This window comes from Caballeronia sp. A2-2 (assembly GCF_057612605.2).
This window is the reverse complement of the sequence record NZ_CM172588.1, coordinates 177,790-199,160: the sequence shown is the minus strand read 5'-3', so window position 1 is coordinate 199,160 and position 21,371 is coordinate 177,790. Positions and strand designations below refer to the sequence as shown.

The 21,371-nt window shown below is 62.5% G+C and carries 21 protein-coding genes and 1 pseudogene; 14 read left to right on the top strand and 8 right to left on the bottom strand.

The window, feature by feature from the left end; translation table 11 throughout:
- Positions 1-102 precede the first annotated feature (102 nt).
- From ACZCWR_RS17145 to ACZCWR_RS17125, 5 genes are all read left to right on the top strand, one after another.
- Complete coding sequence (locus ACZCWR_RS17145; protein WP_487304187.1) at positions 103-504, top strand: hypothetical protein; 402 nt, start codon at positions 103-105, stop codon at positions 502-504.
- 136 nt (positions 505-640) lie between these two features.
- On the top strand, positions 641-1,612 hold the full coding sequence (locus tag ACZCWR_RS17140; RefSeq protein ID WP_487304186.1) for a homoserine kinase: 972 nt from the start codon (positions 641-643) through the stop codon (positions 1,610-1,612).
- 15 nt (positions 1,613-1,627) lie between these two features.
- A complete protein-coding gene (locus ACZCWR_RS17135) occupies positions 1,628-2,449 on the top strand; it encodes a BPSS1780 family membrane protein (protein WP_487304185.1) in 822 nt (273 codons plus the stop codon).
- 92 nt (positions 2,450-2,541) lie between these two features.
- Positions 2,542-2,994 (top strand): MarR family winged helix-turn-helix transcriptional regulator, encoded by a 453-nt coding sequence (locus tag ACZCWR_RS17130; protein ID WP_487304184.1) that lies wholly within the window; start codon positions 2,542-2,544, stop codon positions 2,992-2,994.
- A gap of 163 nt (positions 2,995-3,157) precedes the next feature.
- Positions 3,158-3,577, top strand: a complete 420-nt coding sequence (locus ACZCWR_RS17125) for an organic hydroperoxide resistance protein (RefSeq protein ID WP_487304183.1) — start codon at positions 3,158-3,160, stop codon at positions 3,575-3,577.
- 99 nt (positions 3,578-3,676) lie between these two features.
- On the opposite strand, the gene ACZCWR_RS17120 is transcribed toward ACZCWR_RS17125, so the two are convergent.
- Entirely contained in the window at positions 3,677-3,850 is a 174-nt protein-coding gene (locus ACZCWR_RS17120) for a DUF3563 family protein (protein ID WP_487304182.1), read from the bottom strand.
- Positions 3,851-3,989: 139 nt separating this feature from the next.
- A complete protein-coding gene (locus ACZCWR_RS17115) occupies positions 3,990-5,150 on the bottom strand; it encodes an extracellular catalytic domain type 1 short-chain-length polyhydroxyalkanoate depolymerase (RefSeq protein ID WP_487304181.1) in 1,161 nt (386 codons plus the stop codon).
- Positions 5,151-5,490: 340 nt separating this feature from the next.
- Here ACZCWR_RS17115 and ACZCWR_RS17110 point away from each other — a divergent pair, with 340 nt between their 5' ends.
- Entirely contained in the window at positions 5,491-6,174 is a 684-nt protein-coding gene (locus ACZCWR_RS17110) for a phosphatase PAP2 family protein (RefSeq protein ID WP_487304180.1), read from the top strand.
- Positions 6,175-6,180: 6 nt separating this feature from the next.
- Here the strand turns inward: ACZCWR_RS17110 and ACZCWR_RS17105 are convergent.
- Positions 6,181-6,606, bottom strand: a pseudogene (locus tag ACZCWR_RS17105) (TOBE domain-containing protein); the annotation flags it as partial.
- A gap of 53 nt (positions 6,607-6,659) precedes the next feature.
- Entirely contained in the window at positions 6,660-7,922 is a 1,263-nt protein-coding gene (locus tag ACZCWR_RS17100; protein WP_487304179.1) for a CHAD domain-containing protein, read from the bottom strand.
- Positions 7,923-8,100: 178 nt separating this feature from the next.
- Here ACZCWR_RS17100 and ACZCWR_RS17095 point away from each other — a divergent pair, with 178 nt between their 5' ends.
- Together ACZCWR_RS17095 and ACZCWR_RS17090 are read left to right on the top strand one after the other, a co-directional pair.
- A complete protein-coding gene (locus ACZCWR_RS17095) occupies positions 8,101-9,687 on the top strand; it encodes an inorganic phosphate transporter (protein ID WP_487304178.1) in 1,587 nt (528 codons plus the stop codon).
- A gap of 259 nt (positions 9,688-9,946) precedes the next feature.
- A complete protein-coding gene (locus tag ACZCWR_RS17090) occupies positions 9,947-10,105 on the top strand; it encodes a DUF3309 family protein (RefSeq protein WP_487304177.1) in 159 nt (52 codons plus the stop codon).
- A gap of 90 nt (positions 10,106-10,195) precedes the next feature.
- Here the strand turns inward: ACZCWR_RS17090 and ACZCWR_RS17085 are convergent, their stop codons facing one another.
- Positions 10,196-10,513: a hypothetical protein gene (locus tag ACZCWR_RS17085; RefSeq protein ID WP_487304176.1), complete on the bottom strand. Its 318-nt coding sequence runs from the start codon at positions 10,511-10,513 to the stop codon at positions 10,196-10,198.
- Between the two features lie 44 nt (positions 10,514-10,557).
- Positions 10,558-10,782 carry a hypothetical protein gene (locus tag ACZCWR_RS17080; protein ID WP_487304175.1) on the bottom strand — a complete coding sequence of 75 codons (225 nt, stop codon included), beginning with the start codon at positions 10,780-10,782 and terminating at the stop codon, positions 10,558-10,560.
- Between the two features lie 247 nt (positions 10,783-11,029).
- On the opposite strand from ACZCWR_RS17080, the gene ACZCWR_RS17075 reads away from it, so the two are divergent.
- The 3 genes from ACZCWR_RS17075 to ACZCWR_RS17065 all read left to right on the top strand — a co-directional run bounded on the left by ACZCWR_RS17075 (position 11,030) and on the right by ACZCWR_RS17065 (position 12,536).
- Positions 11,030-11,302 carry a DUF2866 domain-containing protein gene (locus tag ACZCWR_RS17075; RefSeq protein ID WP_487304174.1) on the top strand — a complete coding sequence of 91 codons (273 nt, stop codon included), beginning with the start codon at positions 11,030-11,032 and terminating at the stop codon, positions 11,300-11,302.
- Between the two features lie 74 nt (positions 11,303-11,376).
- On the top strand, positions 11,377-11,814 hold the full coding sequence (locus ACZCWR_RS17070; RefSeq protein WP_487304173.1) for an antitoxin Xre/MbcA/ParS toxin-binding domain-containing protein: 438 nt from the start codon (positions 11,377-11,379) through the stop codon (positions 11,812-11,814).
- Positions 11,811-12,536 (top strand): RES family NAD+ phosphorylase, encoded by a 726-nt coding sequence (locus ACZCWR_RS17065; RefSeq protein WP_487304172.1) that lies wholly within the window; start codon positions 11,811-11,813, stop codon positions 12,534-12,536. The genes ACZCWR_RS17070 and ACZCWR_RS17065 overlap by 4 nt, the downstream gene beginning before the upstream one ends.
- Here ACZCWR_RS17065 and ACZCWR_RS17060 read toward each other — a convergent pair.
- Positions 12,533-13,867: a DNA topoisomerase IB gene (locus tag ACZCWR_RS17060; RefSeq protein ID WP_487304171.1), complete on the bottom strand. Its 1,335-nt coding sequence runs from the start codon at positions 13,865-13,867 to the stop codon at positions 12,533-12,535. The genes ACZCWR_RS17065 and ACZCWR_RS17060 overlap by 4 nt on opposite strands.
- Positions 13,868-13,939: 72 nt before the next feature.
- The gene (locus tag ACZCWR_RS17055) at positions 13,940-14,677 is read right to left on the bottom strand and encodes a metallophosphoesterase (protein WP_487304170.1); all 738 of its coding nucleotides are present in this window, start codon (positions 14,675-14,677) and stop codon (positions 13,940-13,942) included.
- Between the two features lie 263 nt (positions 14,678-14,940).
- Here ACZCWR_RS17055 and ACZCWR_RS17050 point away from each other — a divergent pair, with 263 nt between their 5' ends.
- The 3 genes from ACZCWR_RS17050 (at position 14,941) to ACZCWR_RS17040 (ending at position 21,363) form a co-directional block, all read left to right on the top strand.
- Positions 14,941-15,588, top strand: a complete 648-nt coding sequence (locus ACZCWR_RS17050; RefSeq protein ID WP_487304725.1) for a DUF1345 domain-containing protein — start codon at positions 14,941-14,943, stop codon at positions 15,586-15,588.
- Positions 15,589-15,909: 321 nt separating this feature from the next.
- On the top strand, positions 15,910-17,574 hold the full coding sequence (gene glgA / locus ACZCWR_RS17045; RefSeq protein ID WP_487304169.1) for a glycogen synthase GlgA: 1,665 nt from the start codon (positions 15,910-15,912) through the stop codon (positions 17,572-17,574).
- Positions 17,575-17,964: 390 nt separating this feature from the next.
- Positions 17,965-21,363 (top strand): maltotransferase domain-containing protein, encoded by a 3,399-nt coding sequence (locus ACZCWR_RS17040; RefSeq protein WP_487304168.1) that lies wholly within the window; start codon positions 17,965-17,967, stop codon positions 21,361-21,363.
- Positions 21,364-21,371: the final 8 nt, after the last annotated feature.

The following is a 21,371-nucleotide window of genomic DNA, read 5'->3' as shown; positions in this document are numbered from 1 at the left end:
GAAGCAGCGCAAAATAAGGCGTTGGGCCGTCGCGCGTATTTATCTTCGGCAGTTCGGGATGACGCGTTTTGTTAGAATCCGGCCATCGCCTGGAGAAAGATCATGAAGCCGCTTCTTTGTGCCGCCGCCGCGGCAGTTCTTGCCGCTGCAAGTTTCGGTGCTCTCGGGCAGCCGAACACGCCACAGGCGCCCCAGGCGACGCAGCCGGCCATGTCGCAGGAAGAAGCCGCTGGTCTTCCCGATCTGAAAGCCATCAACCGTCCGCCGGCGAACGTGAGTTCGAAGGTGGAAATCTCGCCGCCACGCTTGCCGAGCTATCACGAACTCAGCACCAACGGCACGGAGATCACCGAGTATCGCGACAAGGGCAAGCCCGTCGAAATCGATGTGCACTCCAATTTCGGCACGCGTTATCAGATGAGCGCACCGTCCGACACCTCGCCGCAAGTGCGCGACAACGGAAAGGCCAGCACGCGCCTGCCGTCGTTCAGCCTGCATTACTGAAATCCGCCGCATTCATCCGCTGGCCCGCTCGCACCGAGCGGGCTTGTTTTTCGCGGGGCGCCAGCGCTGTCGCCTCAACATCGTCCCGACACGCCCGCCGCCATTCCGCGCCGCCCAACCTGAACGACTTTCCCGCATGGCCGTCTTCACTCCCGTCACTGACGCCGAACTCGGCGACTGGCTGCAACAGTACGATCTCGGCGATGTCGTCGAGTTTCGCGGCATCCAGTCGGGCATCGAGAACAGCAATTTCTTTCTCACGACCGCGCGCGGCGAGTACGTGCTCACGATCTTCGAGAACCTCACGGCCGCGCAACTGCCGTTTTATCTCGACCTGATGCGTCATCTGGCGTCACATCGCGTGCCGGTGCCGGACCCGATGCCGCGCCGCGACGGCTCGCTCTTCGGCCTGCTGCACGGCAAGCCCGCCGCCATCGTGACGAAGCTCGAAGGCGCGCCGGAACTCGCGCCGACGCCCGCGCATTGCATCGAAGTCGGGCAAATGCTGGCGCGTCTGCATCTCGCGGGGCGCGATTTCTCGCAGCATCAGCCGAACTTGCGGAGTCTCGCGTGGTGGCAGGAGAACGTGCCTGCGATCATCGATCATCTGAGCGATGCGCAGCGTGCGCTGATCGACAGCGAACTTGCGCATCAGGCCGCGTTTTTCGGCTCGGCGGATTACGCGTCGCTGCCGGCGGGTCCGTGCCATTGCGATTTGTTCCGCGATAACGTGCTGTTCGCGCATGGCATCGAGCACGCGCGGCTCGGCGGTTTCTTCGACTTCTACTTCGCTGGCGTCGATAAATGGCTGTTCGATGTCGCCGTGACCGTGAACGACTGGTGTATCGATCTCGCGACCGGCGTGCTCGATCCTGCGCGCGTCGAAGCCCTGTTGCGCGCGTATCAAACCGTGCGTCCGTTCACGGCCGCCGAACAACGTCACTGGAACGACATGCTGCGCGCGGGCGCCCTGCGCTTCTGGGTTTCGCGCCTGTACGATTTCCATCGTCCGCGCGAGGCGCAAATGCTCAAGCCGCACGATCCCGGTCATTTCGAACGCATTCTGCGCGAGCGCGTCAAATCCGCTGCGTCCTCCGCTCACCGGTAACCTTCCCCTTCATTCATGCGACTCATCGAAGTCCCCGCCAAAACCGGCTATGTGTGGTTCCGCCAGGGCCTCTGGCTGTTCCGCCGCAACCCGTTCGCGTTCCTCACGGTCTTTTTCGCCTATCTGTTCGTGATGACGCTGATCTCGCGCGTGCCGCTCATCGGCCCGTTCCTGCCGCTGCTGTTCATTCCGGGCGTCGCGGTCGGTTTCATGGCGGCGTGCCGCGACACGATCGCGGGCAAGCCCGTCTGGCCAACCGTTCTCGTCGATGGCTTTCGCTCCTACGGCGGCGTGGTCGCACGGCGGCTGCTGATCCTCGGCGCGCTGTATATCGTCGCGATGGCGATGGTCTTCGCGCTCTCCACACTGGTCGATGGCGGCAAGCTGCTCGGCCTGATGATGGGCGACGGCGCCGCGGGCGACCCCGAAACCGTCGCCGCGAATTTCAGCCTGCTCGCCGTGCTGGTCGCGATGGGCAGCTATATTCCCGTCGCCATGCTGTTCTGGTTCGCGCCGGTTCTGGTCGCGTGGCACGAAGTTCCGCCAGCAAAGGCGCTGTTCTTCAGCCTCGTTTCCTGCTGGCGCAATCGCGGCGCATTCGTGTTTTATGGCGTGATCTGGATGGTCGTCGCGCTGGGCGTGTCGTTCGGGCTGAGCGCCTTGATGCAAGCGGTCGGACTCGATCAGGAAATGGCCTTCGCCGTGCTGATGCCCGCATCGATTCTCGTGACGACCGCGCTCTACTGCTCGTTCTACGCGACGTATCGCGGATGTTTCGGCGTGCCGTCGACGGACACGCCGGACATTCCAAACGCGTCGGATGCACCCGGCGCGTGATGCGCACCGCGGCTTTTCGGCGATCGTTCACGCGCGAAGGGTTTTACGTACACTAGCGAAACCGACCGACCGGTTTTCGCTTCGCATCCGCCATGACCTCGCCCGACGACTTTCCGCTCGAACTCGACCAGCAGCTTTGCTTCGCGCTGTATTCGACATCCCTCGCGATGACGAAAACCTACAAGCCGCTGCTGGACAAACTCGGGCTCACGTATCCGCAATACCTCGCCATGCTGGTGCTGTGGGAAACCGAAGGGCTGACGGTCAAGGAAATCGCGTCCCGTTTATCGCTCGATTCCGCGACGCTGACGCCGTTGCTTAAGCGGCTGGAAGCGCAAGGTTACGTCGAGCGCACGCGCGGGACCGAGGACGAACGGCAGGTTCATATTCGGCTCACGGACACCGGACGGGATTTGAAGCAATCCGCCACGGGCATTCCTGGTGAGATCTTCTGCGCATCGGGTTCGGACGTGGACTCACTGGTGCAACTGCATGGCGATCTGATCAAGTTGCGGGCGTCCCTGAACGCATATATGAACCGCTGAACCGCGATTGCCTGGCTCTACCGACATCATCTCGAAAAATTAGTTTGTACGTTAATGATTAACGCGTTATATTTCTCTCCGTGGTCAGCGCAACAACGACCTTCCCAGTGAATCAAACCCCTTCGCGCCGCCAGTCGGCGACGAACCTCAAGGAGAGAACGCGATGAACATTCTGTACAAAGCGACGGCAACGAGCACCGGTGGCCGCGATGGCCGCGCCGTGTCGTCGGACGAGCAATTGAATGTGAAGTTGAGCGCGCCCAAGGCTTTGGGAGGCACGGACGCACCCGGCACGAATCCGGAGCAATTGTTTGCCGCAGGTTATTCCGCGTGTTTCCTGTCCGCGATGAAATTCGTTGCCGGTCAGCAAAAGAAAGCGATTCCCGCCGATACGACCGTCGCCGCCGATGTGGGCGTGGGCCCGAACGACGCAGGCGGTTTCGCACTGGATATCGAATTGCGCGTGACGCTGCCGGGACTCGATCGCGCCGAAGCGCAGTCGATCGTCGATGCCGCGCATCAGGTTTGCCCCTACTCGAACGCGACGCGCAATAACGTCGATGTTCGCGTGAAACTGGCGTAACACGCAGAATGCAAAATGCCGGCCTCACGAGGCCGGCATTTGCGTTTCTAGCAAAGAAAAGCCGCTTGCAGAGACAAGCGGCTTCTCGTCAAAACTAGCTTAGTTCGCCATCCACGAAGGATGACGCAGCTTCACGCGCTGATCCAACTTCTTCATACGATATTCGAGATCGTAAATGTCGGTGGCTTCGGCGAGATACTCGTCGTCGCGCTCACGATCACGTTGGTCGGCGGACTTCGTCAGGAACAGGAAAATGCGGCTGAGCAGGAACATGGTGGGCCTCGCTGGAATATTGGGGTTTCTACCTATGAAGCTAGTATAGGGTAATCCCCTATCCAACGCCAGCCCGGAAAGCAACTTTTTTGACACAAAACACAAATTTGCAACACATGGAGCGGTAAAAAGTGCTAGGTCAAGTCACGTAGGCACTGCGCGCCGCTTCCGCCGAACGTCGTTGATGCTTGAAAAACTCCCACATCACCGCCGTCGATTCCGGCCCTTTCGATGAATGGAACGCCACGGTATCGTCGCCGCCGGCCCATGCGTGGCCCAGTCCGCGCACGATCGATGTCTTGACCACGCGCCGCCCGTTCTTGATGTAATCGCTCACGACGCCATCGGCAAGCGTTTCTTGACGCGCTTCGCCCGCGCGACGTTCACCCGCCGCATCGACGAAATTGTTCAGGCGAAGAAACTGACGCGTCAGTTGCTCCGCGTTGGCCGATGTCACGACCGAATCCAGTTCACCGTGCACGATCACCGCCGGCATGCCGGGATATTCACGCACGTCGACCGCTGCATCGATCAGCGTGATCGGGTCGGTACGGCTGCCGCGCCGCATGACGTCCATCGCAGCAATGCCGGACTTCGCCTCGCCAAACACCGGACCAGAATGCAGCCCAACAGCCGCAAAAATATGCGGATAGCGGATTGCCAGCAGCGTCGCGAGACCGGCGCCTGCCGACATGCCTGCCAGATAGACGCGTTCGGGATCGAAATCGTGCTCGTCGAGCATGGCCTTGACGAGCGAAACGATCGACGCCGCTTCACCGCCGCCATTTCCGCTGTCGTCATACCAGTGCCAACAGCGATGCGCATGATCGTGCTTCGACTGCTCGGGATACAGCACTGCGAAACCATAGCGATCCGCCAACAGATTCATGCGCGTGCCCTGCGCGAACTCGTCGGCGGTTTGCTGGCAGCCGTGCAGCATGACGACGAGCGGCATGGGTGCCATCTCGGTCTTCGGCGGCATATACAGCGCATAAGACAGGTGATTGACGAAGCGGCCCGCCGTCGGTGGCGCGGAATGATAGGATCGTGCCCATTTTCCGCGCGCCCACGCCGATGCACGCGGCCGCACGCGCGATTCACGCAACGCGGGTCGCGGCCCGACGGACGGCCGCGGCGACACAGCGGCTTTCGATGCGGCTGACTTGAGTTTCGTCTTGACGGTTTTCGCGCGCACGGGCTTGGTGGCCGGGCGCGGCCTGGGCGGGCGCACAGCATCGGCCTGGCCGGCGACCAGTCGTCTCAAGCCACGCAGCCAGAGCTTGGTCAGGCTTTTCGACATACGGCTGGTTCCTCCAAAAACAGGCAATTCGGACGATGCGAGAGCATGGAAAACGCATCGTGTTGTGCGTTGCACAATAACACTAAACCGTTATCGCGATGCGTCAGCGAAAACTTAAATCTTGAGTCGAATAAGGACTGTTTCAATCACGATGACGAAAATAAACGAGAGTTACACGGTGTAACACGCAAGCTTGGGATCAATCCGCGTCATAATTTAACGAAATTCACTCGCACCAAACTTCCGAGCAATCTTGCTGTGGGGCGTCATCCACTCGTTGTAAGATGACAAATCCCACGCGTCTGACGCACTGCAGCAACCGCCATTCCCATTTGATCTGATGACTTTGGACCTTCCTGCTTCTCTTTGGTTTGCCATTACCGCGCTCGGTAGCGTGGGCGTCATGGCGCCTGCCGCGCTCGCGGTGGCGGCGTGGCTCGTCGTAGGCTACCGCTGGAAATATGCCTGCGCGTGGCTCGGTTTGCTCGGCGCGGCAAGCGCGCTGGTCGCGCTCAGCAAAATCGCGTTTCTTGGCTGGGGAATCGGCGTGCGGCAACTGGATTTCACCGGCGTCAGCGGCCATGCGCTCATGGCAACCGCCGTGCTTCCCGTGGTGTTATTTGTCGCGCTGCTGCCCACGCGTGGCGCGATCCGCGCGTGCGGCGTGGCGCTGGGCATGCTCATCGGCGTGATGGTGGGGGTCTCGCGCGTGGTGCTGGACGCGCATTCCGTCTCGGAAGTGGTGGCCGGCTGCGCGCTCGGTGTCGCGGTGGCGCTCGGCTTCGTGTGGATCGCGTGGCGGGCGGAAGCGGGCAAATTGTCGCCTGCGCCCGTCGCGGCCAGTCTCGCGGTCATCGTCGTGGCGCTGCATGGCGTGCCCGTGCCGACGCAGCGCTGGATCACCGATATCGCGCTCGATCTTTCGGGCCACGAACGCCCGTACGTGCGGGCGCGCTGGAAGGTGAACCACTATCACATCCCCGAGCGCCGCACCGAGGCGCACGTAGCCGCCAAAATCGCCTGATCGATATCAGTCGTTCACGCCGATGATCACGCTCGACGCCTTGATGACCGCCACGGCCTTCTGACCCTGCGCGAGTCCCAGCGTATCCACGCTTTCGTTGGTGATGATCGCGACGATCTTCGTCGAATCGCCGACCGTCAGCGTGACTTCCGCGTTCACCGCGCCGCGCGTCACGCTGTCAACCGTTCCGCGCAGTTGATTGCGCGCGGACAGCTTCGCGTTCGTGTCTTCCATCAACATCACCCACGATGCCTTGATGAGCGCGAAAGCATCGCTGCCATCCTTCAGTCCCAGCGATTCCGCGCTTTCGTGCGTGACAACCGCCACGATTTTCTGACCGCCCGGCAAGGCGAGTTCGATTTCATCGTTGACGGCTCCGCGCGTGACCTTGGTCACTTTCCCTGCCAACTGGTTGCGTGCGCTCGTTTTCATATCTGTCTCCCGTCAGTGGATTGAACGTGCGATGTCTTGTCTCGCGCTGCGCATTATATCGATGCCTTCAGACGCGGACGACGCATCGCGCGTAGCAATCGTTCGCCTTCCTGCGCATCTCGGTTGGCCGATGCAGCGCCCCACGCGCGCGCGAAACCGTGCTGGTACTCGCTCGATTCTTTCATGCTGACCAGCCTTCGCGCCGCGACCGCCGCATCGTTCGCCTCGCCGAGCACGGTCTGCATGGCGCTTAAATGCTTCGCCGTCTGTTTGCGCGTGCGATGTGTCGTGACCGAATGGAAGAAATCGAGCGCATAACGCAGCCGCTTCGCATGGATGCGCACGCGGTGCCGCGCATGCGCATCGAGCGTCGTCAGATCCGGCACGTGCGTGATGCGCTTGTAGCCCTTTTGCACGCGTTTCTTCGCGAAATCGATGAAAGGCTCCGACGCGTCGTCATCGAGTATGTCGAAGCGCGCGAGCCATTCGATGAAGGCCAGCGCGAGATGCGCATGTCGCGGTGAAGCGAGTGCATCGCGCACTGCGTCGCGGGCGGCGCGGCGTTTTTCATCGGCGGCGGCGATCAGCGGTTGCCAGCGCGCAGGTTCATCGTCCGAATTTGCGTATGCGGGCAGCGTCTGGTCGGTGAAGACGTCCCAGTCGCGCGCGTCGGCGAGCACATCGCCGAACCACTTCAGTTCGGGCGCGATGCGGGTAGTCCAGGCATCGTCGAGATCGTGGCGAAAGAGTTTGAGCAGCGTTTTCAAACGCCGCTGCGCGACGCGTAGTTGATGCACGTGCTCATCGCCGACGCCGGCGCGCGCGGCGGCCGCATTGCCGAACCACTGCTCGGCAATCGATGCCGCGATGATCGCGAAGGCTTCGCGGCGCGTGGCATCGACCGGCAAGATCAGCTTCCTGGCGTGAACAGGATCCGATGAATCCGCGCCGCTCGCCGCAATCGAAAACGGCGCGCCGTCCGTGATTTCGCGCGCGAGCCGGAACAGCACGCCGAGGTTGTCGTTCGTCGCGGGCGCGGTGAGCCGCAACGTAGCGCGCATGTCGAGCGTCGCGACAAGCTGCGTTTGACCGGCATCGATCTTCCAGCGCACGCAATCGATTGCTTCGCCCTCCTGCTCGATCGTTCGATACCGCGCAAACCCGGGCATCGCCACGTCAACGGGATGCTTCGACGACACATCACGTTCCCGCATCGGTCCCGAATCCCGAAAAGCCGAAAGCGCGCCGAGCGACTTCACCGCGGCCTCGAACTCCTCGCCATTCGACTGCAAAACAACTTCGATCCACATCGTCATGAATGCTCCGAGGCGGCCCCATGCCGCGTTTCAATTCATACGAAATGCCAAACATTTCGTGAGTCACGAAATCGACACACACACCGGGAAACATGGCTTTCTTGCTTCTTACTCCCTGTTTCCCGCCCGTTTTTTTGACCCGCTACGCACAAGCCCTAAAAATCCCCAAGGACGCGACATGAATCAGGTAGCCTTTCCTCAGAGCACGGAGGGTAAAACCCTCGGGCAGCGGCTCGCTTTTCTGCTGTTCATCCTCGCCATCGTGGCCGGCGCGGTGTATTGCGTCCTGCATCTGCTCGATGACCTCGCGCCGGTGCGTGAATCGTCGGCGTTTCCGTACATCATGCTGGGCATTGCGCTGTTGATCGCGCTCGGCTTCGAGTTCGTCAACGGCTTTCACGATACGGCCAACGCCGTCGCCACGGTGATCTACACGCATTCGCTGACGCCCAATCTCGCCGTGGTCTGGTCGGGCGCGTGGAACTTCATCGGCGTGCTCATTTCGACGGGCGCGGTAGCCTTCGGCATCCTGCAACTGCTGCCGGTGGAACTGATTCTCGGCGTGGGCAGCTCGCAAGGCTTCGCGATGGTCTTCGCGCTCCTGATCGCGGCGATCATCTGGAACCTCGGCACGTGGGCGCTCGGCCTTCCTTCTTCGAGTTCGCACACGCTGATCGGTTCGGTGATCGGCGTCGGCCTGATGAATCAGATGCTGCACGGCACGAGCGGCACGTCGGGCGTGGACTGGAGTCAGGCGACCTCGGTCGGCAAGTCGCTGCTGTTCTCGCCGCTGGTCGGCTTCATCCTGTCGGCCTTTTTGCTCTATGTGCTCAAGCTCGTCGTGCGCGTGCCCGCGCTCTACAAGGAGCCGGAAAAGAACACGCCGCCGCCGTTCTGGATTCGCTGCCTCTTGATCCTGACGTGCACTGGCGTGTCCTTCGCGCACGGCTCGAACGATGGCCAGAAAGGCATGGGCCTCATCATGCTGATCCTGATCGGCACGGTGCCGACCGCCTACGCGCTCAACAAGGCCGTGACGCCCGCCGAGACGCAGACTTTCCTGTCCGTGAGCCACAACGCCTCCGAAGTGCTGCAAAAGTACGCGGGCAATGCCGCGCCGGGCGCGAACTCGCGCGACACGGTCGAAAAGTACGTGCAGACCAAAAAGCTCGCGCCGGACACGATCGCCTCGCTGAAGCAGATGGTCGATTCGATCGAATCGCAGGTTCGTCCGCACGAAACCGTGGCGGAAGTGCCGCAAGGAATGGTCCGTAACGTCCGCAACGAGATGTATATCGCGTCGGAAGCACTGCGCATCATGGAGAAGCAGAAGGACCCGGCGTTTGCGAAGGAAGACAACGGCGTGCTGACGAACTACAAGGGCCAACTCGATCATTCGACCAAGTTCATCCCGACGTGGGTGAAGGTCGCGGTGGCCGTCGCGCTGGGACTCGGCACGATGGTGGGCTGGAAGCGCATCGTCGTGACGGTGGGCGAGCGGATCGGCAAGACGCATTTGACGTATGGACAGGGCGCATCGGCTGAACTCGTCGCGATGCTGACCATCGGCGCCGCCGACGTGTACGGCCTGCCGGTGAGCACGACGCACGTGCTGTCATCCGGCGTCGCCGGGACGATGGCCGCCAATGGCTCCGGCCTGCAATGGCGCACGGTGCGCAGCCTTGCGCTGGCGTGGATTCTCACGCTGCCGGTGTCCATCGCGCTGGCAGGCGGTTTGTTCTGGGTGTTCCGCGGGCTGTTCTGATCGGCAATCGCCTTACGCGCCGGTTGCAATCTTTACCGTCGCTTTGCAGGACGCTTTAGTTTCGACAATCGCAGTACCGGAGGCCCGCCACGCGCGGGCCTTTGCATGTCCGCGTTTTGTTCTCGATGGCACGCCCATTGCTCTACAGGGTGATCGATCGCGAACACACCGGCAGCGGCCGCAACCGCCGTGCATCAATGAATTGGGGAGAACACGTCGGGCCGGGACGTCGAGCGATTTTCAATAAGGAGAAGTCCAAATGACGATCGGAACCATACTGCTGATTATCCTCATCCTGATTTTGGTCGGGGCCATCCCTTCGTGGCCGCATAGCCGCAGTTGGGGTTATGGTCCGAGCGGGATCGTCGGCATTCTGCTGATTGTTGTTATCGTGCTGCTGCTGATGGGTCGCATATGATGCCGCGCCGGGTCGAATGATCCGGCTGACGCAAGACAAAAAAAGGGCGCCTCGCTGGCGCCCTTTCCTTTTATCCGATGCCGCTCAAACTCAAACCTGCAACGCCAGCCCATTCGGCCCGATGATGCGCGGAATGACCGGCTCGGTCTGCCTCGGCGATACGTTCTTGCCGCGCGCAGTGATGGTGGGTTGCGGATCGGCCATGGCCTTATCGGCGACTTGTTTCACCGATGTCCCGCTCTTGCGCTTTTTCTTCGCCGCCGCTTGCGCCATTTGCGTGGCGGCGCGCGGCTTCTTTCCCTTCGCCGTCTGCGCTTCGGGCGGATTCCACACTTCGGTATAACGCTCCGCCGCGAACGCGGACGGCAGGCCCAGCATGAGGATCAGGGTCAGGAATACGGGCTTCAAAGTGATGTTCGCTCCGTGAGTGAATGGACGACGATGCCGCGGGTTCAATGACCGGCGCTGCGCGAAAGGATGGCGTCGAGCGAGCGCTCGGAGGTTTCCAGTTCGCAGAGCGCGGCATCCAGACGTTCGAGGGAACGCGTGATGGACCGGCCACCGTCGATGAAATCGGGCTCGCCTCGCGTGGCATCGAACGCTGCGTGGACGGCACGCGTGGCCCGCATGAAACGCTCGAGCGCGGCGGCCTCGGCCGTGTCGTTGCGAAGGGTCATCGGCAAGCTCCAGGTTGCTGACTGCTGTACGAATATACAGTAAGCCGTTCGGCCAGAAAACATGATGCGCGCATCGTGGCGAAAATGCCGAACCGGCGCTTGACCAGATTCGGCGAGGCGGCTTATTGCCGCGCCGATAGCTGACTACAGGCAATCGGATAGCAAGTTAAGTCGCCCTTAATTCTCGACAGACACACTCGCCACGTGCCCAGTCCCGAGCAACGGGTTTTCAACCGAGGAACGTGTCATGACTATTGCCGCCGCGCGCCCATCCTTCGCCAATCTTGCGCCGACCATGCGCGCCGAGTTCGCGCTCAAACTGCATCAGTGCCGGATATCGCAACCGATCGAACGGCCGTGGGGACGTGCGTATCGGCTGATCGAATGGGTGCTCAAGGGTGATTCGCGCATTCAGCGTCGCGTGGTCCCGGCGGATTGCACGCCGTCGCAGATCGCGGCCGAGATCAAATCGCACGTGCCCGGACGACGCTACGGCCCGCCGCAGGATGACGATGAATAAATTGCTACGGCATGCTTGAGTTAATCCATAAATAGACTAAGATACATGAAACGTTCCTTTGGAGACTCAATAACATGCCCAGCGCCGCACGCGCTACGTCCACGGCAAGCGAACGTCCGGCGCGGCGTCCCGCGTCGGATGTAGGCGACCTTTCCGCCGCTGGACTACGCGCCTTTTTCCGCATCGCTCAGGACTGGACGCTGTCCACGGACGAGCAAATCGTCCTGCTCGGCACGCCCGGCCGCTCCACGTTCTTCAAATGGAAGAAGGAGCCGCAATCCGCGCAACTCGCGCGCGACACGCTGGAGCGGCTTTCGCTCATTCTCGGCATCTACAAGGCGCTGCAGATTCTGCTGCCCGAACCCGCCGCCGCCGATACCTGGATCAAACGTCCCAACGCCGCGCCGCCGTTCGGTGGCCGTCCGGCGTTGAGCCGCATGCTGGCGGGCAATATCAGCGACCTCGTGGCCGTGCGCCAATATCTCGACGCGATGCGAGGCGGTTGGGCGTGACCGGACGCGATCTCAGCACCGGCTGGCGCGAACGCTGGCCGCACACCGAACTGAACTGGTCGCCTGCCTATCGCGTGATTCCCACGCGTTTCCCCGCTGTGAATCTGTTCGACCGCGTGGCATCGCCGAACGATTTCGAAGCGCTCTACGCGCTGGAAGCGATGACCAACGACCGCCTGCGCACGGAAGTCGGCGAACTCGATCTGGTTCCGCCCGCCGAGCGCTGCTTCGGTCCGGGCTGCGGGCCGATCATGGCGGCGTTCACGCATCTGAATCCGTCCGGCAGCCGTTTTTCCGATGGCAGTTACGGCGTGTTCTATTGCGCGCGCGAAAAGCAGACGGCCATCGCAGAGACGCGCTTTCACGCCGGGCTGTTCCTCGCCGCCACGAAAGAAGCGCCGCTGCGTCAGCAAATGCGTCTTTACACGGTGATGGCGCAAGGCGAAGTCGTCGATCTTCGCGGCGATGCCATCGCGCAGACGGGATTGGATGCACGCATCCTTGCGCCGGACGATTACGCGCCGGGTCAATCGCTCGGGCGTCTGGTGCGCAATGCGGGCGCGCCGGGCATTGCGTATCCGTCGGTGCGGGATACGGCAGGCGAATGTCTCGCCGCACTGCGCACGACGATGCTGCGCGAATGCCATCACGCGGCTTATTTGGAATACAACTGGAACGGTGAGTCGATCGACTACGTGTTCGAGCTGAATCAGGTCGGTTAGCTCATTGCCACGGCAGCGGGCGAACGCGTGCGCGCGATTTTATTCGCCGCCGGTCTTGCCGCTTTGGGTGCGGGCTTGCGGGCGACCTTTTCCAACGCCTGCGCCGCTGCGTTCTTCACGCTGGACTTGAGCGCTCCCGCGCGCGCCTTCTGGCTCGATTCGCCGAGCAGCTTCGTCAATCGCGCATCGCTGGCCGGAGCGCCTTTGCGACGCCCACGCGCCGCTTCACGCGCGCGACGTTTTGCATCGAGTTCGAGAAAGATGATGAGCGCGGCTTCGTCGGTGCGCAGACCATGACGACGCGACGAAGGCAACGTCTCGGCCAATTCCCCAGCCTCGAACGCCTCGATGACTGCCGGATGCACATAACACTTGCGGCACACGGCAGGCGTATTGCGCAACAGTTGCGACACTTCCTTGATCGTCCCGACGATATGCTTGCGCGCCTCAGTCACCGTCTCCCACTTCAGCCGGCGCAGCGCCGCCAGCGCGAACACGCTGCCCGCCCACGTGCGGTAATCCTTCGCCGTGAAATCCGCGCCGGTAATCTGATGCAGATAATCATTGATATCCGACGATGAAACCGCGTGCCGCTCGCCATCCGCATCGAGATATTGAAAGAGATCCTGTCCCGGCAGATCCATGCAGCGCTTCACGATGCGCGCCAGCCGCGCGTCGCTCACGGCGACATCGTGCTCGATACCGCTTTTGCCGCGAAACCGAAACCTGAGCGTCCCCGCCGATACTTTCAGATGGCGCTTGCGCAGCGTCGTCAATCCATACGACTGATTTTCGCGCGCGTATTCCTCGCTGCCGACGCGGATCAGCGTCGTATCCAGCAAGCGCACGACGGTGGCGAGCACCTTATCGCGAGGCATGCCATCGAGCGTCAGATCGCGGGTCACACGCGCGCGTAGCTTCGGCAACACCGCGCCGAACGCGAGCATGCGCTCGTATTTGTTGGCGTCGCGGGTTTCGCGCCATTGCGGGTGATAGCGGTATTGCTTGCGTCCGCGTGCATCGCGGCCGGTCGCCTGAAGATGGCCGCGCGAATCGGGGCAAATCCAGACATCGATATAGGCGGGCGGAATGGCCAGCGCATTGATGCGGCGAATTTCCGCTTCATCGTCGATGCGCTTGCCTTGCGTGTTGAAGTAGGCGAATGCGCCGTCGGTCCATTCGCGCGTATAGCCGCGACGCGAATCGTCCATGTAGCGCAGGCCCGGCGGCAGGTCTTCGGGACAGCCTTGCAAAACGTCCCCGCGCGCCTCGGTGGCCTTCATGCCGACCGAACCGCCGCCCGTCGCCTGATTTCGTCCGATTCTAGCCACAGCGCGCCTCGCCATTGGTTCTTGTGATGGCGAGATATCGAGCAACCGGCGTGCCGCGCAACGTTCAGCGAATCAGGGCAGCGCCAGTTCCCGCGCGCCTTCGGACGCCGCCCAGCGCTCCTTCACCGACCAGCGTTCGTCGGTGCCGGCCTGCACGATGGTCAGCCGCCCTTCCGACGCGAACGCGCCCGTGTCGATGAAAATCTGCGAGCCGATCTGCTTGACCGCCTTGGTCGGCGTGTGGCCGCAATACGTGGTCGAGAGTCCGCGCTGACGTCCGGGGTCGGCGTTGCCGAGCGCGAGGCCGCGTCCCCACAGCAGTTGATTGCGTGCATCGTCGGAATAATGGGCGGCGTCCAGATCCGCGTCGCTGCCGAAGAATTCCGCGTGCAGCACGTTGAAGCGCCGTTCGCCTTCGCCGATCACGCGCACCAGCGGCAGATGCGCCAGCCGCACGGCCAGTTCGCCAAGCTGATCGTCATGCAGCGTTTCGGCCCACGCGCCGCCGATTGCATACCACGCCTGACGACGCATCGCGCCCGTCGCCACCGCAATAAGCGAGTCCTCGTGATTGCCGAGCACCGGGAAAAACCACGGCTTATCGATCAGATCGATGGCCGCAAGCGAGTCCGTGCCGCGATCGATCAGATCGCCGACGGAGAACAGCCGGTCGCGCGCGCCATCGAAGGCGATCTCACGCAGCAGATAACGCAGCGCATCGACACAACCGTGCAGATCGCCGACCACGAAGTCACGCCCCGCCTCATTGGCGGCGTGCCTGACGACGAGCGGAAACGTAGGATCATTCATGCGACCGATCTTAGCCTTCGGCGGACGGACAGTGTGCGTGTTGGGTCGCTTTCGCGAAACGATTCGAACGGACGTATCGCGTGAAGCGTGCCCTATCTTCGAACCCGCAATGATAATGCGGCAAAAGCTGCGACGCATCTGTTGGATGGTGTCGCCAGGCAAGCATTTTTTGCGCGCCCCGCGCGAACCGGATGCATGGCTGGATGAAAGGCGCGTGGGCAATAATCGCAGGCGTCAAAACTTCGAACCGTTCGCCGCCCATGATGACCATGTTCCCGCCTGTCGTGCGCAATCGACCGCGCGCCGTGATTGCACTGTTGATCGGCGTGGTCGTGTCGGTGTTGCTGCCGTCGCATCTGAACGCCACCATGCGCGCGCTCATCGGCTGGGATACAGCGGTGTGGCTCTACCTTCTGCTGATCTGGATTCGCATGGGCACCGCCGATCAGACCAACGTGCAGGCGTTGGCCGAGCGCGAGGACGAAAACGCCGCCACCGTGCTGGTGATCGTGAGCATCGCGGCGATGGCGAGCATCGTGGCGATCGTCGCGGAATTGTCCACGGCGAAGAGTCTGGGCGCGCACGCGTGGCCGCACTACGCGCTCACCGGCGCGACCATGATCGGCGCGTGGTTCCTGATCCCGACGATGTTCACGCTGCACTACGCGCGGCACTACTATCGCGCGGACGAACCGGTGCTCAGGTTTCCCGACAAACATCTCAAGCCCGATTACTGGGATTTCCTCTACTTCTCTTTCACCATCGCGGTGGCTTCGCAGACCTCGGATGTCGTTTTGTGCTCCAGACCGGTGCGACGCACCGCGCTCGCGCAGTCCGTGCTGTCCTTCTTCTTCAACCTCGCGGTGCTGGGCTTGAGCATCAATATCGCGGCGAGTTTGGTCGGCGGCTGATCGTCCCTCTCTCGAGCGACGCGCATTCGATGCGTCGCTGTCACACGGGCTCCACGCCCGCCCCATAAGCTGAACGACTCGCCGTGTAAAAACGCGGCGCGCATCGCGGAGAGTTTTACACGCGATGCGCATCTGTCTTTTCGGCCACGTCCCGTATTCGTCCGACACAGTCCGGCGGAATTGCATGAGCGCGATCGAACGCATCCGGCGTGCATATGGCACACCGATTGCTGCATTGCGCCAGCCATCCATGCAAACCCTGATCGACTGCGAGGCCGCCCGACGTCATCGGCCACGCGTTCCACCCGACTGGAGCACACTTTGCCCTTGAACGTTCTGCTGGTCGCCTCCGAAGCCGTCCCGCTCGCCAAGACCGGCGGACTCGGCGACATGGTCAGCGCCTATGCCGCCGCCCTTCGCGAGTCTGGCGTCGATGCGACCATCCTGCTGCCCGCGTATCCGAACGCCATTGCCGCCGCTGAAGACGTCACGCGGATCGGCACGCTCACCGGATTGCCGGGCGGCGACTGCACGCTGCTGCGCGCCCGCATGCCGGACACCGGCGTGCCGGTGCTTTTGCTGCGCTGCGATGCGCTCTACGCGCGCACCGGTTTGTATCAGGACGCCCAAGGCCGTGACTATCCGGACAACGCTGTGCGCTTCGCGACGCTCTCGGCTGCTGCCGTGCGGATCGCGCAAGGTGTGCGCGGGGTTAAGAAGCCCGACATCGTGCATGCGCACGACTGGCATACCGGCCTCACGCCGCTGCTGATGAAAGACGCGGGCGTGCAAGCCAAGAGCATTTTCACCATCCACAATCTGGCATTCCAGGGCAACTACGCGCTGTCGCTCGGCGCCTCGCTCGGCGTGCCGGCGAAGTGGCTCGTGCATGCCTTCAACGAACCGCAGAGCATCGAGTTCTACGGCGCGTTGAGTCTGATGAAAGCGGGCATCGTCCATAGCGATCGCGTGACGACCGTCAGTGAAACGTATGCGCGCGAAATCCTCACGCCGCGCTTCGGTCATCTGATGGAAGGCGTGCTGCTCGAACATCGGCACAAGCTGTCAGGCGTGGTGAACGGCATCGACGAAGACATTTGGAATCCCGCCATCGATCCGACGATCGAGCGCAACTATTCCTTCGACGACATGCGCGGCAAGCACGCCTGCAAGCGCGCGCTGCAACGCATGTTCGGCCTGCCGGTCGATCCGTTCGCGCCGGTCATCGCCATCGGTAGCCGCATGACGCAGCAAAAGCTCGCGGATGTGGTGCTCGAAGCGCTGCCGAAATTGCTGGCGAAGCATCCGCGCTTGCAGCTTGCCGTGATCGGCAAGGGCGAGGCGTGGATCGAGAAAGGTTTCAGGAAGCTCGCGCAGGAATGGCCCGACCGCGTGGGCGTGCGCATTGGCTATGACGAGCGTCGCGCGCACGCGCTGCATGCGGGCGCGGATATTCTTCTGCATGGAAGCCGCTTCGAACCGTGCGGCCTCACGCAACTCTACGCGATGCGTTACGGCACGCTGCCGGTGGCGTCCGGCGTGGGCGGTCTGGCGGACACCATCGTCGATGCGGCGCACGACTGCGCGCTGCTCAAGGGCATCGTCTCGCGCAATGTCCTGCGTCCGACCGCGTATCTGCGCGACGGCACCCACGATCAGCCGATACACGCCGTGCCCGCCCCGCGCGCCGCGCACGAGCCGACCGGTTTCCTGTTCGACGGCGAACGCGTGCAGGATGTCATCGCCGCGACCGGCCGCGCGCTCGATGCCTACATGCGTCCGCAAATCTGGCGCGCCTTGCAGCGCAATGCCATGTCGTGCGACTTCGGCTGGAACGAAGCCGTCGGCAAGATGGTCGCACTCTATGTCGATGTGAGCGGCGCACGTCCCTCGCGTACGGCACTGCGCGTACGCCGCGCACCGCTCGACACGCCGCCGCAACGCGTGGCCGGCACCGATCGCACACTCGTCGCGAAGACCGCGTAGCCTCGTCGGCACGCGCGCTTCGGGCGCGCGCTGCCGGGCCGCAGGTGACCGTAGGTGACACAAGCTCCACAAGTTCTTTAGACTCGATGCATCGATGAGCCGCTTCGGTTCACACGCGGGCGCGGCACGTTACGTGCTCCCTCCCTCGGGTGATGAAGTTCCCCTTGCGGGACCGCGGCGCCATCGAAGTCAGCACGGCGCATCGCGAGACGCGACCGAGGCCAGCGCCGGATGAGCGGCGCTGAGGCGTATTTCAGGCCGGAGTTCAGGTCCGTGACCCGCGAGGATCGTTGCGGGCGGACCGGCTTTCGCCCGTTTGGCCCGTGAGCGTGATCGCGATTCGATGCCCGCATCCCCGCCACCGCAGGACGACTCTGGAAAAGACGAACGATGGAAAACCATCAAGCTCATCATGCGTTTGCGCCTCGTATTTACTTCATCGATCCCCTGCTCGTCGGCCCATTGGCGAACTGGCCTGCCCAGTTCGAACATGCGGCCTCGCTGGGTTTCGATCATGTCCTGATCGGTTCGCCCTTCGCACCCGGCAGCAACGGGCATCGCGAAGCGGTGGCCGACCATCACAAGTTGCATGACATCTTCGAATCGTCCGCGTCCGCCGCCGACGGTTTGCGTCAGCTATCCGATCTTGCAAAGAAGAACAAGCTCACCCTGCTGGTCGATGTCGTGATCGACCGCGTGAGCACGGACGGCGGTCTGTATCAGGAGAACAAGCACTGGTTCCAGCCGTTCGAAAGCGCCGATGCGCGTCTCGATCCGCGCCGCGCACCGCGCCAGCGTGACGTCGCCTATGCGAATTTCGGCGATGGAGACACCGCGCATCAACTGACGCAGTGGTGGGCGAAGGAACTGCTGCTGCTCGCGGATGCAGGCGTCGGCGGTTTTCGCTTCGACGCGCCGCATGCGGTGCCCGCGCATGTCTGGCGCAGGCTCGGCGCGGCCGTGCGCGAGAAGCATCCGGATTCGCGCTGGCTGGCGTGGACGGTCGGCCTCACGCGTCACGACCTGCACGGTTTGACCGATGCCGGGTTCGACGCCGTGTTCGCCTCCACGCGCTGGTGGGACTTCAAGAGCGCGTGGCTGCTCGACGAACACGCGGCCTTGTCGCGCATCGCGCCGCCGGTCGCGTTCCCGGAAGATCCGTACGGACCGCGCCTCATCAGCGATCTTCACGATACGAGCGATACCGCGCTGATCGAACGCGCCTACACCCGCGCACTCGATACGGCCGCTTCGCTCGGCACCGGCCTGCTCGTGCCGATGGGCTTCGAATACGGCGTCGCACTGCCGATGTCGCCGCAGTACGGCGTCGCGGCGGAGTTCGACCGTGCGCGCATGGAAGCGCGCATCGACCTGACCAAGCCGATCAAGCGCGCGAATGCCTTGCAGCGCGATGTCGAAACGCTGTCGAGTGTCGGCGAACTGCGCTCGCTCACAGGTTCCGGCACGCCCTACGCCACGCTGATTCGGGCGGACGGTTGCGATCTGCGCACGAGCGAATCGGCGGTGCTCGTCGTCATCAATCCGGATCTGGTCGCGCCGGTGCATATCGATACGCTGCATCTGCTCGAATCGGTGCCGGGCAATTACACGCGGTTCGCGCCCATCGATGAGGCGAAGGCGAAGCCCGCACGTCTCGCGCCGTTCATGCTCAAGGCGGGCGAAGTGCGGCTGTTCCGCGCGGAAGCCGAGCCGTTCATCCTGCTCGCGCAGCCGCAGGTCAAGCGCGGTGCCAAGGCCGCTGACAAGAAATCCGTCGCCGCTGCCATTGAAGCGCCGCGCGTGTCGATCGAGAGCGTGACGCCTTCGGTCGATAACGGACGCTTTCCGGCCAAGCGCATCGTCGGGGAAGCGGTCGAAGTGCAGGCCGCGATCTTCGCGGAAGGTCATGACAAGATCGCTGCCGCCGTGCAATGGCGCGCCGCCGATGAAACCGAATGGCACGAAACGCCGCTGACCGCCGTGCTGCCCGCCGGTCTCGATCTGTGGACCGCGCGCATTCCGCTCGAACGCGTGGGCCGTCATGAATTCGTCGTGATGGCATGGCGCGACGATTTCGCCTCGCTCACCGATCACATGGGCAAGAAGCTCAAGGCCGGGCAAACCGTCGAACTCGAAGTCGAGGAAGCGAAGCATCTGTTCGCGCTGATTCTCGCGGAAGTGAAGACGGTCGAAGATTCGGACAGCGCGCCGCTCGAAAAGATCGTCAAGGAATTCACCAAGGCCGACGACAAGCGCAAGCTCGAACTGGTGCTGGCACCGGCGACGGCGAAGGCTATCGCGGCGGCGCGGCATCGTCCGTTTTTGTCGCGCGATCCTGCCGTGTATCGCGTGGATTCGGAACGTGCCGCCGCGCGCTTCGCGAGTTGGTACGAGATCTTCCCGCGCTCCATGAGCGACGACATGAACCGTCACGGGACTTTCATCGACGTGATCGGCAAGATGCCGCGCATCCGCGAAATGGGTTTCGACGTGCTGTATTTCCCGCCGATCAACCCCATTGGCATAGCGAATCGCAAGGGCAAGAACAACACGCTAACCGCCGAACCCGGCGATGTCGGCAGTCCCTACGCCATCGGCGGCAAGGAAGGCGGCCATACCGCCGTGCATCCCGAACTCGGCAATCTCGACGACTTCAAGCGCATGCTCGAAGCGGCGCATGAACATGGACTGGAAATCGCGCTGGATTTCGCGGTGCAGTGTTCGCCGGACCATCCTTGGCTGAAGGAACATCCGACGTGGTTTGCGTGGCGTCCCGACGGCACGCTGCGTTATGCGGAGAACCCGCCGAAGAAATATCAGGACATCGTGAATCCTGACTTTTACGCGAAGGACGCGAAGCCGGAATTGTGGCTCGCTCTGCGCGATGTCTTCCTTCACTGGATCGCGGCGGGCGTGCGCATTTTCCGCATCGACAATCCGCATACGAAGCCGTTCCCTTTCTGGGAATGGGTCATCGGCGATGTGCGCGCGCGTCATCCCGATGTGATCTTCCTCGCCGAAGCCTTCACGCGTCCGCGCGTGATGAACCGTCTCGCCAAGCTCGGTTTCTCGCAGTCGTACACTTACTTTACGTGGCGCGAAAGCAAGCGCGATTTCATCGAGTACATGCACGATCTCACGCAGACGGACGCCAAGGATTATTTCCGGCCGAACTTCTTCGTGAACACGCCGGATATCAACCCGCGCTTTCTGCAAAGCTCGGGACGTCCCGGGTTTGTGATTCGCGCGGCGCTGGCGGCAACGTTGTCGGGTTTGTGGGGCGTGTATAGCGGCTTCGAGTTGTGCGAAGCGGCGGCGCTGCCGAACAGCGAAGAATATCTGGATTCCGAAAAGTATCAGTTGCGCGCGTGGGACTGGAACCGGCCCGGCAATATCGTGACCGAGATCACCGCGCTCAATCGCATCCGGCGCGCGAATCCCGCCTTGCAGACGCATTTGGGCGTGAATTTCCTGCCGGCCTATAACGACAACATCCTGTTCTTCGAGAAGGCGAACGCGACGCGCGACAACGTGGTGCTGGTCGCCGTCAATCTCGATCCGTTCAACGAACAGGGCGCGGACATCGACTTGCCGTGGCAGACGCTGGAACGCTGGGGCGTGCACGAATGGGATGCCGTCGCGGTGGAAGATCAGGTGACGGGCGAGCGCTTCGAATGGCGCGGACGCCGCCAGCATGTGCGGCTCAATCCGCACTCGCTGCCGTTCGCGATCTGGCGCATCTCGCCGACATGGGGATTGCCCAAGCCGCTGCCGCCGGAAGAAAGCTGAGTCGCTTA

Bases quoted from the DNA above. Each gene is read 5' to 3' on its own strand.
- ACZCWR_RS17145 (WP_487304187.1), top strand. From the start codon at position 103: ATGAAGCCGCTTCTTTGTGCCGCCGCCGCGGCAGTTCTTGCCGCTGCA.
- ACZCWR_RS17140 (WP_487304186.1), top strand. From the start codon at position 641: ATGGCCGTCTTCACTCCCGTCACTGACGCCGAACTCGGCGACTGGCTG.
- ACZCWR_RS17135 (WP_487304185.1), top strand. From the start codon at position 1,628: ATGCGACTCATCGAAGTCCCCGCCAAAACCGGCTATGTGTGGTTCCGC.
- ACZCWR_RS17130 (WP_487304184.1), top strand. From the start codon at position 2,542: ATGACCTCGCCCGACGACTTTCCGCTCGAACTCGACCAGCAGCTTTGC.
- ACZCWR_RS17125 (WP_487304183.1), top strand. From the start codon at position 3,158: ATGAACATTCTGTACAAAGCGACGGCAACGAGCACCGGTGGCCGCGAT.
- ACZCWR_RS17120 (WP_487304182.1), bottom strand. From the start codon at position 3,850: ATGTTCCTGCTCAGCCGCATTTTCCTGTTCCTGACGAAGTCCGCCGAC.
- ACZCWR_RS17115 (WP_487304181.1), bottom strand. From the start codon at position 5,150: ATGTCGAAAAGCCTGACCAAGCTCTGGCTGCGTGGCTTGAGACGACTG.
- ACZCWR_RS17110 (WP_487304180.1), top strand. From the start codon at position 5,491: ATGACTTTGGACCTTCCTGCTTCTCTTTGGTTTGCCATTACCGCGCTC.
- ACZCWR_RS17100 (WP_487304179.1), bottom strand. From the start codon at position 7,922: ATGACGATGTGGATCGAAGTTGTTTTGCAGTCGAATGGCGAGGAGTTC.
- ACZCWR_RS17095 (WP_487304178.1), top strand. From the start codon at position 8,101: ATGAATCAGGTAGCCTTTCCTCAGAGCACGGAGGGTAAAACCCTCGGG.
- ACZCWR_RS17090 (WP_487304177.1), top strand. From the start codon at position 9,947: ATGACGATCGGAACCATACTGCTGATTATCCTCATCCTGATTTTGGTC.
- ACZCWR_RS17080 (WP_487304175.1), bottom strand. From the start codon at position 10,782: ATGACCCTTCGCAACGACACGGCCGAGGCCGCCGCGCTCGAGCGTTTC.
- ACZCWR_RS17075 (WP_487304174.1), top strand. From the start codon at position 11,030: ATGACTATTGCCGCCGCGCGCCCATCCTTCGCCAATCTTGCGCCGACC.
- ACZCWR_RS17070 (WP_487304173.1), top strand. From the start codon at position 11,377: ATGCCCAGCGCCGCACGCGCTACGTCCACGGCAAGCGAACGTCCGGCG.
- ACZCWR_RS17055 (WP_487304170.1), bottom strand. From the start codon at position 14,677: ATGAATGATCCTACGTTTCCGCTCGTCGTCAGGCACGCCGCCAATGAG.
- ACZCWR_RS17050 (WP_487304725.1), top strand. From the start codon at position 14,941: ATGACCATGTTCCCGCCTGTCGTGCGCAATCGACCGCGCGCCGTGATT.
- ACZCWR_RS17040 (WP_487304168.1), top strand. From the start codon at position 17,965: ATGGAAAACCATCAAGCTCATCATGCGTTTGCGCCTCGTATTTACTTC.